This window comes from Streptomyces sp. URMC 123, from assembly GCF_051386515.1.
Classification (GTDB): Bacteria; Actinomycetota; Actinomycetes; order Streptomycetales; family Streptomycetaceae; genus Streptomyces.
In genome coordinates, this window is record NZ_JBPQTV010000197.1 from 1 (window position 1) to 11,764 (window position 11,764).

At 73.9% G+C, this 11,764-nt stretch carries 8 protein-coding genes; 2 read left to right on the forward strand and 6 right to left on the reverse strand.

What is annotated here, in order from left to right; all coding sequences use genetic code 11:
• From ACSNOD_RS21040 to mce, 6 genes are all read right to left on the reverse strand, one after another.
• Positions 1 to 1,106, reverse strand: a 1,106-nt coding sequence (locus ACSNOD_RS21040) for an ABC transporter ATP-binding protein (protein ID WP_436768547.1), incomplete at its 3' end; no start/stop codon positions are given.
• Positions 1,107 to 1,281: 175 nt separating this feature from the next.
• A complete protein-coding gene (locus ACSNOD_RS21045; RefSeq protein ID WP_436768548.1) occupies positions 1,282 to 2,052 on the reverse strand; it encodes an ABC transporter permease in 771 nt (256 codons plus the stop codon).
• A 3-nt stretch (positions 2,053 to 2,055) separates the two neighbouring features.
• Positions 2,056 to 3,201, reverse strand: coding sequence for an ABC transporter ATP-binding protein (locus ACSNOD_RS21050; protein WP_436768549.1), 1,146 nt, complete (start codon positions 3,199 to 3,201; stop codon positions 2,056 to 2,058).
• A 183-nt stretch (positions 3,202 to 3,384) separates the two neighbouring features.
• On the reverse strand, positions 3,385 to 4,320 hold the full coding sequence (locus ACSNOD_RS21055; RefSeq protein ID WP_436768550.1) for a cellulose-binding protein: 936 nt from the start codon (positions 4,318 to 4,320) through the stop codon (positions 3,385 to 3,387).
• Between the two features lie 459 nt (positions 4,321 to 4,779).
• On the reverse strand, positions 4,780 to 8,679 hold the full coding sequence (gene scy, locus ACSNOD_RS21060) for a polarized growth protein Scy (RefSeq protein WP_436768551.1): 3,900 nt from the start codon (positions 8,677 to 8,679) through the stop codon (positions 4,780 to 4,782).
• Positions 8,680 to 8,898: 219 nt separating this feature from the next.
• A complete protein-coding gene (gene mce, locus ACSNOD_RS21065) occupies positions 8,899 to 9,327 on the reverse strand; it encodes a methylmalonyl-CoA epimerase (protein WP_436768552.1) in 429 nt (142 codons plus the stop codon).
• 134 nt (positions 9,328 to 9,461) lie between these two features.
• Between mce and ACSNOD_RS21070 the strand changes: the two genes are divergently transcribed.
• On the forward strand, positions 9,462 to 10,673 hold the full coding sequence (locus tag ACSNOD_RS21070; protein WP_436768553.1) for an acetyl-CoA C-acetyltransferase: 1,212 nt from the start codon (positions 9,462 to 9,464) through the stop codon (positions 10,671 to 10,673).
• A gap of 46 nt (positions 10,674 to 10,719) precedes the next feature.
• The gene (gene meaB / locus ACSNOD_RS21075) at positions 10,720 to 11,694 is read left to right on the forward strand and encodes a methylmalonyl Co-A mutase-associated GTPase MeaB (RefSeq protein ID WP_436768554.1); all 975 of its coding nucleotides are present in this window, start codon (positions 10,720 to 10,722) and stop codon (positions 11,692 to 11,694) included.
• Positions 11,695 to 11,764: the final 70 nt, after the last annotated feature.

Below are 11,764 nucleotides of genomic sequence, written 5' to 3' on the forward strand. Positions count from 1 at the left end.
GGGCGGGGGGCGCGGGGGGCGCCGTGGGCACCGGGAGCGCCCTGCGGCGGGAACGGCGGGGCCCAGCCCTGTGCGCCCGGCGGGGGCGGCGGGGTGAACCCCGGCAGCGCCTGCGGCTGCGGCATCGGCTGGCCCTGGGGCACGCCGTAGCCGGCCGGGGGCGGGCCCTGGAGGCCGGCCCGCTGGTCCACGGTCGACCGGTAGTCCACGACGCCCTGCGTCATCCGCATGTACGCCTCCTCCAGGGAGGCCTGGTGCGGGGAGAGCTCCCACAGCCGGACATCGGCCTGGTGCGCCACGTCGCTGATCCGCGGCAGCGGCACACCGGTGACCCGCAGCGCGCCGTCCGGCTCGGCCATGACATGGCCGCCGGCCTCGGTCAGCGCCGCGGTCAGCTTCTCCCGCTGCTCCGCCTCGCCGTCCGGCGTGCGGACGCGGGCGAAGTCCGCGGAGTTGGCCGAGATGAAGTCCTTCACGCTCATGTCGGCGAGGAGCTGGCCGCGGCCGATCACGATCAGGTGCTCGGCGGTCAGCGCCATCTCGCTCATCAGGTGGCTGGAGACGAAGACCGTACGGCCCTCGGCGGCCAGCGACTTCATCAGATTGCGCACCCAGAGGATGCCCTCGGGGTCGAGGCCGTTGACCGGCTCGTCGAAGAGCAGCACCTGCGGGTCGCCGAGGAGCGCGGCGGCGATGCCGAGCCGCTGCCCCATGCCGAGCGAGAAGCCGCCGGAGCGCTTCTTCGCCACGCCGTGCAGCCCGACCACGCCGAGCACCTCGTCGACGCGCCGCGCCGGAATCCCGGACAGCTGCGCCAGGCTCAGCAGGTGGTTGCGGGCGCTGCGCCCGCCGTGCACGGCCTTCGCGTCGAGCAGCGCGCCGACGTGCCGTGGCGCGTTGGGGAGCTCACGGTACGGGTGCCCGCCGATCGTCACGCGGCCGCTGGTCGGGTTGTCCAGGCCCAGGATCATGCGCATGGTCGTGGACTTGCCGGAGCCGTTGGGCCCCAGGAAGCCGGTCACGGTCCCTGGCCGGACCTGGAAGGACAGGTTGTTCACGGCTGTCTTGGCGCCGTAGCGCTTCGTCAGACCGACTGCCTCGATCATTCTCCGCCCCTTGCCGGTGGTCGGGGCCCTCGCACGTACTGCTGGACGCCCCCGTAGAAGGTAGGAGGATATCGACAGACCGCCGGTTCCCGCGCATCGGTTCGATTCGTCCCGCTCACCCCGAAAGGACCGTCGGGGGCCGGGCCGGGGCGATCCCGCGACCAGGGCGGCGGCGTCAGGCGTCGCGGCGCTTGATGCTCAGATAGCCCGCGACCAGCGCGGCGACCACCCAGGCGGCCATGATCGCCAGGCCGCCCCAGGGGCCGTACGGGGTGTCGTCGTCCGGGCGGGCCACCACCTGCATGATCTTTGAGCCGGCCTGGTCGGGGAGGTACTGGCCGACCTGCTTCGTCGCGTCGACGTTGCCCAGGATGTTCGAGATCAGGAAGAAGAACGGCATCAGGATGCCGAGCGAGAGCATCGGGCTGCGCAGGATCGCCGCGACGCCCATCGAGAACATCGCGATCAGCGCCATGTAGAGGCCGCCGCCGATGACCGCGCGGGTGACCCCGGGATCGCCGAGGGCGGCGCGGTGCTCGCCCAGCAGCGCCTGCCCCAGGAAGAACGTGGCGAAGCTGGTCACCAGGCCGACCAGCAGGGCGAGCGCCGTCGCCACCGCGATCTTGCTGAAGAGGAAGGTGCCGCGCTGCGGAACGGCCGCCAGCGAGGTGCGGATCATGCCGGTGCTGTACTCGTTGGAGACCACCAGCACCCCGAAGACGATCATCGCGAGCTGGCCGAGGCCCATGCCGGCGAAGCTGATGAAGGTGGGATCGAAGGTGGCCCGGTCCGTCGCCGACATCTTGGAGAACTCGTTCTTGCTGAGCACGCTGATCAGCGCGCCGAGGGCGAGGGTGACCAGGACCGCCAGGCCCAGCGTCCACACCGTCGACTGCACCGAGCGGATCTTCGTCCACTCGGAGCGGATCACCTGGGTCGCGGCCATGGGTCAGGCCCCCTGTCCGTCGCTCGGTCGGTCGCCCCGTCGGTCGTCGTGCGGGTCGCCGCGCAGGCCACTGTTCCGGCCACTGCGTTGGCCGCCGCGTTCGTCGCTCGCGCCGTTCGGCTGCTGCCGCTGCTGCCAGGCGGCGCCCCACGCGGAGGCGGACACCCGGTCCCCGCCGGCCCCGGCCCCGGCCGCCGGGCCCTCGGGGCCCCCGGGAACCCCGGACGGCACCGCGCCGCCGGGCAGGTTGTGCGCGTGGTACTCCACCGCCTCCGCCGTCAGCCGCATGAACGCCTCCTCCAGCGACGCCTGCTGGGGGCTCAGCTCATGGAGCACGATCTGCTGGCGCGCGGCCAGCTCGCCCAGCCGGGCCGCCTCCGTGCCCTCCACCTCCAGGGCGCCGTCCGCCGAGGTGACGGCCGTGATGCCGGCCACCGACAGCGCGTCGCGCAACCGCTCCGGCTCCGGCGAGCGCAGCCGCACATAGGAGCGGGAGTTCTGGGCGATGAATTTTGCCATCGACGTGTCGGCCAGAAGCCGGCCCTGGCCGATCACCACCAAATGCTCGGCGGTCAGCGCCATTTCGCTCATGAGATGGCTGGAGACGAAGACCGTGCGGCCCTCCGCGGCCAGCCGCTTCATCAGATTGCGAATCCAGTGGATGCCCTCGGGATCGAGCCCGTTGACCGGCTCGTCGAACATCAGGATTTCCGGGTCGCCGAGCAGCGCACTGGCGATGCCGAGGCGCTGACCCATACCCAGGGAGAAGCCCTTGGCGCGCTTTTTGGCGACCGGGGTGAGACCCACGAGGTCGAGCACCTCGTCCACGCGGCGGCGCGGGATGCCGTTGCTCTGCGCGAGGCAGAGAAGATGGTTGTACGCGCTGCGCCCGCCGTGCATTGCCTTCGCCTCGAGGAGCGCCCCGATGTATTTCAGCGGATCATGGAGATCGGCGTAGTGCTTTCCGTCGATGCGCACATCACCGGCCGTCGGGTGGTCCAGCCCCAGCATCATCCGCATGGTGGTGGACTTGCCCGCGCCGTTCGGGCCGAGGAAGCCGGTCACCACCCCCGGGTGCACGGTGAACGTCAGCCGGTCCACGGCCAGCTTGTCGCCGTACCGCTTGGTGAGCCCCTCTAGCTCAATCATGCGATTACGTTACGGGGGCCCTGTGCCCCGCGCCACCGGACGGAAACCATCCGCCGGGCCGCGAGGAGCGCGCCCCCGTACGGGGGAACGGGCTCGTGGCCGTGAACGAGGTCCGGGGCGCCGCCCTGGGGGAGGGCCCCGGACCTCGCGACGGCGAGGACGAGAACGCGCCGGAGAGAAGCGCTAGCGGCTCTGCTGCGCCGGGACGCCCCGCGACATCGGCTCGTCGTCGGGCGCGCCGGCCGCGGCGACCGCCGCGCCCGTGAGGGTGGCGAGCATCTCGCGGACGTTGGTCAGCTGGGCGTTGATGCTGTCGCGGCGGTTGGTGAGCGCCGCCAGCTCGCGCTCGGACTCGCTGCGGATGCGGTCGGCCTTGGCATTGGCGTCGGCCACGATGTCCTCGGCCTGGCGCTGCGCGGTCTCCACCGTCTGGCGGGCCCGGCGCTCCGCGTCCGTGCGCAGCTTCTCGGCCTCCAGCCGCAGCTGCTCCGCGCGGTGCTCGATCTCCGCCAGCCGCTTCTCCGCCTTGGCCTGACGGGACGCCAGATCGCGCTCGGACTGCTCCCGGCGCTTGGCGAGGTTGGTCTCGAAGTCGGCGGCGGCCTGGGCCGCCTTGGCGCGCGTCTCCTCGAAGAGGGCGTCCGCCTCCTCGCGCTTGGACTGCGCGTCCTTCTGCGCCTCGGCCCGCAGCGTGGCGGCATCACCCTTGGCCTTGTCGACGATGCGGGCGCCCTCGTCCTCGGCCTTGGCCTTGCGCTCGGCGGCGAACGCCTCGGCGTCGTTGCGCACCTGCTGGGCCGCCGACTCCGCCAGCTCGCGGTGCTGCTCCGCGGCCCGGCGGGCCTCCTCGCGCAGGTCCTTGGCCTCCTCCTCGGCGAGCCGGAGGATCTTCTCGACCCGCGCACCGAGCCCCGCGTAGGACGGCTCGGCGTCGTTGACCTGGGCCTGGGCGTTCTGCGTCTCGAGGTGCAGTTCCTCGATGCGCTTTTCCAGAGAGGTGATACGGGCCAGTGCACTGTCACGGTCGGCGACGAGCTTCGTGATGCGGTCGTCCACCTGCCCGCGGTCGTATCCACGCCGCACGAGCTCGAAGCCGAAGGGGGAGGAAGTGTCGCTCATGGGGTTCCTGTCGAAAGAGACCGGTGAGGTGATAGAGGGAATCCTAGGGGCGTGGGCGGCGTGTCATCGAGTCAATCCCTCGTTTGATCTGGAGAATGACCTCTCTTGACCCCCCTTTTGGGTGGCCCGCCGCCGGGTGGTCGCTACCAGTCGGACGGATGCGGATTTTCCTGATATCCGGATCGATCGCGGCCCGTTTCCCCGCCGTTTTCCCGCCGATGATTCCTCATCAGGATGGCGAGAACATGTCGGTATTGGGCCGGAATACCGCCGGGACCTGGGCAGATCGCGTTCCGTGGACGGCGGCGACCGCGCCGTGCGCACCCCGGCGGCCCCGCGGCGACGGCCGCGCCGCCGCGGCCGATCCGGCCGGCGGATCACCCTTCCGGGCAGCCACCGGCCGGCACCGTCGGACGAACGCACCGGACCCATGCCCTACGCCCTCGCCCGCTGCCGTGGCTAGCGGTCTGACTGTTTGCCACCCGAACGAGTGGCACCCGCGCCGGCGGCCGCCTTGACGCCCCCGTTGTCCTTGCCGCCACCGGCCGGAGCCTCGAAGGACTCCAGCGCCTCCAGCACGTCCTGCACCCGGGAGATCTCGGCGTTGATGTCCTCACGGCGCCGCACCAGCGCCTCGAGTTCCCGCTTGCCCTCGGCGACCACGCGCTCGGCCTCCTCGGCCGCCTCCGCGCGCATGCGCTCCGCGTCCTCGGCCGCCTGCCGGCGCAGCCGCTCCGCCTCGCGCGTCGCCTCCGCGCGCTTCTGCTCCGCCTCCTTGAGGAGGCCCTCGGCCTTCTTCACGGCGGCGATCCGCACCTTGCCGGCCTCGCCCTTGGCGTCCGCCACGAGCTTCTTGGACTTCTCCTCGGCGTCGGCGAGCTGCTCGCTCGCCGCCTTCACCAGCTTGTCCACCCGCTCGCCCGCGGACTTCATGGCCTCCGCGGACTCCCGGCGCGCCCGGTCGTGCAGCTCCTCGACCTCGGACTCGATGCGGGCGCGCAGCTCCTCGGCGCGCTCCCTTATGGCGGTGGAGTCCCGGCGGGCCTCGCCCAGCAGGGTGTCGGCGTCGCTGCGGGCCTTCTCCACCAGGCCGTTGCCCTCGTTGGTCGCCTCGGCGACGATCCGCTCGGCCTCCTTGCGGGCCGCGCCGACCATCGTGTCCGCCTGCTCCTCGGCCGCGGCGGCGGCCCGTACGGCCTCCTCCTGGGCCTTGGCGATGAGCTGGTCCGCCTGCTCGGCGGCCTCGTTGCGGCGCTTGGCGGCGTCCTCGCGCGCCCGGTCGCGGATCTCGTCGGCCGCGGCGCGGGTGCGCTCGGCCTCCTCCTCCGCGGAGCGCAGGGTCTCGGCGGCCCGGGCGGCGATCCGCTCGGCCTCCTCGGTGCCGGCCGCGACCAGCCGCTCCGCCTCCGTCTCGGCGTCCCGCAGCGCCTTCGCGGACTGCTTGGCCATCCGCTCGGTCTCCTCGGTGGCGGCGGTGAGCAGCCGGTCGGCCTCCTCCGTGGCGCCCGACACGAGCTGTTCGGCCTTCCGCGTCGCGTCGCCGACGAGCCGCTCGGCGTCCTCGGTGGCGCCCGTGACCAGCCGGTCCGCCTCCTCCGTGGCCCCGGCCACCAGCCGGTCGGCCTGCTCGGCGGCGTCCGCGCGCAGCTTGCCGGCCTCCTCCCGCGCCTCGGCGCGGGCCCGCTCGGCCTCCTCGCGCGCCTCGGTGCGCAGCCGGTCGGCCTCCGTACGGGCCTCGTCCAGCAGCCGGTCGCTCTCCTCGCGCGCCTCGGTGCGCGCCCGCTCCGCCTCCGCGATGGCCGCGGACGTCGTCCGCTCGGCCAGCGCCTTGGCGGCGTCCGTCTCCTCCTGCGCCTCGCGCCGCAGCCGCGCCGTGTCCTCCGCGGCCCGCTCCCGCTCGGCGTAGGCGTCGGCCCGGACCCGCTCGGCCTCCTCCAGCGCCTCGGAGCGGGTGCGCTCCGCGGCGTGCTCGGCCGCCGAGCGCAGCCCGGCGATCTCCTCCTCGGCCTGCTCGTGCAGCCCCGCGACCGCGTCCCGCACCTGCTGCGCGGTCTGCTCCGCGGCCGACACCAGCTCCGCGGCGCGCCGCTCGGCCTCCTCGACCAGCCGCTCCGCCTCGGCCTGCGCCTCGGTCACCCGCTTGCGCGCCGAGGCCAGCAGCTCCTCGCTCTGCTCCCGGGCCTGCTCGCGCTCGCGCTGCGCCTCCTCGCGGGCGTCCCCGAGCAGCTTCTCGGCCTCGCGCCGGCGCCGGGCGGCCTCCTCCTGGGCGGCGGCCAGCTCCTCCGCCGCCTCGGCGGTGGCCCGCTCCGCGGCGGCGGTCGCCTCCGCCCGCACCCGGTCGGCGGTCTCCTGGGCCTGGGCCCGCAGCCGCTCCGCCTCCGCGGCGGCCTCCGTGCGCAGCCGTACGGCGATGGCCTCGCCCTCGGCGCGCGCGGTCGACGCCTCGGCGGCGGCCTCGTCCCGCAGCCGCTGCGCCTCCTCCTCGGCCTGCTGCCGCAGGGCGCGCAGCCGCTCCGCGGACTCGCTCCGCAGCCGCTCGGTCTCCTCGGCGGCCTCGGTGCGCAGCCGCTCGGCCTCCGTACGGGCCTCGCGCAGCGCCTCCTCGGCGGCGGTCACCCGCGTTTGCGCCTCGTCCCGCAGCCGGGCCAGCTCCTCGGCGGCCTCGGTGCGCCGGGCGGCGACGGCCTCCTCGGTCTCCTCGCGCAGCGCGCGGGCCGCCTCGGCCGCCTCGGTACGGGTCCGCTCGGCCTGCTCGTCGGCCTCGCCGCGCAGCTCCTCCGCCTCGGCGCGGGCCCGCTCCAGGGCCTCCTCGGCCTGGGTGCGCAGCAGCGCCGCCCGCTCGGCGGCCTCGGCGCGCACCCGCTCGCTCTCGGCGCTCGCCCCGCTGCGCAGCTCCTCCGCGTCCGCCTTCGCCTTGGTCAGCAGCTCCTCGGCGGTCCTGGCCGCCTCCTCGATCTGCTGGAGCGCCTCGCGCCGGGCCTCCCCGCGGATGCGCTCGCCCTCGGCGACGGCCTCGGAGCGCAGCTGCTCGGCCTCGCCGCGCAGCCGGCGGGCCTCCTCCTGGAGCTCGACCGTCTTGGCCCGGTACTCCTTGGTGTCGTCCTTGGCCGCGCCCTTGACCTGCTCGGCCCGGGCCTCGGCCTCGGCGCGCAGCCGGTCGGCCTCCGCCTGGGCCTCGCGGCGGATGCGCTCGGCCTCCTCGGCCGCCGCCCGGGTGGTGGCCCGGGCGTCCTCCGACGCCTTGGTCAGCACCTCCTCGGCGGTCCTGGCGGCCTTGGCGAGCTGGGCCGCGCTGTCCTCGGCGGCCTTGGAGCGGGCCGCCTCGGTGGCCTCGGCCACCAGCCGGTCCGCCTCGGCGCGGGCGTCGGCCCGCAGCTGCTCGGCCTCGGCCTTGAGCGCCTCGGCCTCCTTGGTGGCCTCGCCGACCAGCCGGGCGATCTCCGCCTTGGCGGTGCGGGCCCGCTGCTCGTTCTCCGACTCGGCGCTCGCCAGTCGCTTGGCGGCCGCGTCCTTCGCCTCGGCGAGCACCTTCTCGGCCTCGGCGCGCGCGGTGCGCAGCGCCGTCTCGGCCTCCTGCATCCGCTGCTCGGCGCCCCGGCTCAGCTCGGCGGCCTGCTGCCGGGCGAGATCGGCCTCGGCCGCGGTGGAGGAGCGCAGCGCCGTGGCGTGGTCGGTGGCCTCCTGGGCCTGGGTGGAGGCGGCGTTCAGCAGCCGCTCGGCGTCGGTGCGGGCGCGGCGAAGGATCGCTTCGGCTTCCGCGCGGGCGGCCTCGGCCTCGCCGGCGAGCCGCTCGCGGGCCTGCTCGGCGAGGCGGTGCGCCTCGGCGCGGGCCGCGGACAGCGCCTGCTCGGCCTCGGTCCGGGACTCCTCCAGCAGCCGGCGGGCCTGGGCCTCGGTGCGGGCCCGCAGCTGCTCGGCCCAGGCGACGTTCTCGTTGACGTGCGACTCGACGGTCTGCCGCCGCTCGGCCAGCTCCTGGTCCAGGCGCTGCCGGCGGGCCACCGCCTCGGCGTGCAGCTCGGCCTCCAGCCGGGCCTGCCGCTCGGCCTGCTCCTGGAGCAGCCGCTGGGTCTGCGCGCGGGCCTCGCGCAGCTCGCGCTCGGCGTCCGCGCGCAGCTGATCGGCCTGGATCTGCGCATTGCGGAGCAGCTGTTCGGCCTGGTGGGAGACGTTGTCGTAGGCCGGGCGGGTCATCAGGGTGCGACGCGCCTCGTGCAGCTTGGCACGCAGCACCTCGACTTGGTACCCGAGGTCGTCGGCGTGCTGGACCGCCTTCTCCCGCTCCGTCTTCAGCCGCTCCATCTCGGCCTCGAACTTCGAGAGGTGGTCGTCAGCCTCGTAGCGGTCGTAGCCCCGCACTGCGCGGTCCCATCCGTCCCCTGGTCGCGTCGTCACCGGCGCTGCCCTGCCCGTTTCCGGCGCCGGCCCGGTCTGTCGATGAGGCACCGCCCTCTCGGCGGAACGCAGTTGAACGGTGCCTTCCGGAGAATGGTGTCAGATCATCGGCGGGGCATGGGCCGCAGCCCCCAACCCGCGCACCGCCGCGAGTGCACTCTACCGGCCGGAACGGGGGGACGGTCAGTGGTCGTCGGCGGAGGTCACCAGCTCGGTGAGGACTCCGTGACAGTCCTTGGGGTGCAGGAACGTGATGCGCGAGCCCATCGAACCGCGCCGCGGCTCGTCGTAGAGGACCCTGATCCCCTTCTCCCGAATGGCCGCCGCGTCGCCGTCGACGTCGGCGGTGCCGAAGGCGATGTGGTGCACCCCCTCGCCGTTCCTGGCCAGCCACTTGCCGACCGCCGAGTCCTCCCGGGTGGGCTCCAGGAGCTGGAGGTACGAGGCGCCGCCGTCCGAGGTCTCGTTGATCTTGAGCATGGCCTCGCGCACGCCCTGCTCCTCGTTCACCTCGGTGTGGAACACCTCGAAGCCGTACGTGGCACGGTAGAACTCGACAGTTTTGTCGAGGTCGAAGCAGGCGATCCCGATGTGGTCGATACGCGTCAGCATGCCTCCAGTGCACTCCTCGCGCCCGTGATTACGCAACGTGCGCGCGATCACACTCATCGGCCGGTGACCCGGCGGGTACCGCTCAGTACATTGACGCCAAACCCTCGTTCACCTTTCTTCGAAGGGGCCGCACCATGACTGGTAGCACCGGCACCACGTCCGTAATCGTCGCGGGCGCCCGTACGCCCATGGGTCGTCTGCTCGGCAGCCTTCGGAGCTTCACCGGGGTCGACCTCGGCGCCGCCGCCATCAAGGCGGCCCTCGACCGGGCGGGCATCGGCGGCGACCAGGTGCAGTACGTGATCATGGGGCAGGTGCTCCAGGCCGGCGCCGGGCAGATCCCCGCCCGCCAGGCCGCGGTCAAGGCCGGCATCCCCATGCAGGTCCCCGCGCTCACCATCAACAAGGTGTGCCTCTCCGGGCTCGACGCCATCGCCCTCGCCGACCAGCTCATTCGCGCCGGCGAGTTCGACATCGTGGTCGCCGGCGGCCAGGAGTCCATGACCAACGCCCCGCACCTGCTGCCGAAGTCCCGCGAGGGCTACAAGTACGGCGCGGTCCAGATGATCGACGCGATGGCGCACGACGGCCTGACCGACTCCTTCGAGGGCATCGCCATGGGCGAGTCCACGGAGAAGCACAACAGCCGGCTCGGGATCGCCCGCGCCGAGCAGGACGAGTTCGCCGCCCTGTCCCACCAGCGGGCCGCCGCGGCGCAGAAGAACGGCCTGTTCGAGGCCGAGATCACGCCCGTGGAGATCCCGCAGCGCAAGGGCGAGTCGGTGATATTCGCCAAGGACGAGGGGATCAGGCCGGAGACCACGGCCGAGTCGCTCGGCAAGCTGCGCCCCGCCTTCGCCAAGGACGGCACCATCACCGCCGGCACGTCCTCGCAGATCTCCGACGGCGCCGCCGCCGTCGTCGTGATGAGCAAGGCCAAGGCCGAGGAGCTCGGGCTGGAGTGGATCGCCGAGATCGGCGCCCACGGCAATGTCGCGGGCCCCGACAACTCCCTCCAGTCGCAGCCCTCCAACGCCATCCGGCACGCGCTGGGCAAGGCCGGCCTGGGCGTGGCGGACCTCGACCTCATCGAGATCAACGAGGCGTTCGCGGCGGTCGCCGTGCAGTCAATGAAGGACCTGGGCGTGACCCCGGAAAAGGTGAACGTCAACGGCGGCGCGATTGCCCTGGGTCACCCGATCGGGATGTCCGGCGCCCGGATCGTGCTCCACCTCGCCCTGGAGCTCAAGCGGCGCGGCGGCGGCACGGGCGTGGCCGCGCTCTGCGGCGGCGGCGGTCAGGGCGACGCGCTGATCATCCGGGTGCCGCAGAACGGCGGCAAGTAGTCCGCGGGAGCGGCGGGGCCCTACGAGCGCGAGGAGCGGAGCACCGATGGCTGACGTCCCCACCCTGGTCGAGCAGGCGCGGCAGGGCCGGCCGCGCGCCGTGGCCCGGCTGATCTCGCTCGTGGAGGGGGCGTCGCCCCAGCTCCGTGAGGTGATGGCGGCGCTCGCCCCGCTGACCGGCGGCGCGTACGTCGTCGGGCTCACCGGATCGCCCGGGGTCGGCAAGTCGACCTCCACCTCGGCGCTGGTCAGCGCGTATCGGAGGATCGGCAAGCGGGTCGGGGTGCTCGCCGTCGACCCGTCCTCGCCGTTCTCCGGCGGGGCGCTCCTCGGCGACCGGGTGCGCATGAGCGACCACGCCTCCGACCCGGGGGTCTACATCCGCTCCATGGCCACCCGCGGCCACCTCGGCGGACTGGCCTGGGCCGCGCCCCAGGCCATCCGGGTGCTGGACGCGGCCGGCTGCGACGTGGTGCTGGTGGAGACCGTCGGCGTCGGCCAGTCGGAGGTGGAGATCGCCTCCCAGGCCGATACGAGCGTGGTGCTGCTCGCGCCCGGCATGGGCGACGGCATCCAGGCCGCCAAGGCCGGCATCCTGGAGATCGGCGACGTGTACGTGGTCAACAAGGCCGACCGGGACGGCGCGGACGCCACCCACCGCGAGCTCAACCACATGCTCGGCCTGGGCGAGGCGCGCGGGCCCGGCGACTGGCGGCCCCCCATCGTCCGGACCGTCGCCGCGCGCGGCGAGGGCATCGACGAGGTCGTCGAGGCGCTGGAGAAGCACCGGGCCTGGATGGAGGAGCGGGGCGTCCTCGCCGAGCGGCGGCGGGCGCGGGCCGCGCACGAGGTGGAGACCATCGCGGTCACCGCGCTGCGGGAGCGGATCGGCGACCTGCGCGGGGACCGGCGGCTCGACGCGCTGGCCGAGCGGATCGTCGCGGGCGAGCTCGACCCGTACGCGGCGGCGGACGAGCTGGTGGCCGGCCTCACCGAGTCGCCCGCGGCGGGCTCCGCGTAGCCGTCCGCCGCGGGCGCGAGGTGCCCGCGCGCCTCGCCCAGGCCGAGCATGTGGTTGAGCTCGCGGTGGG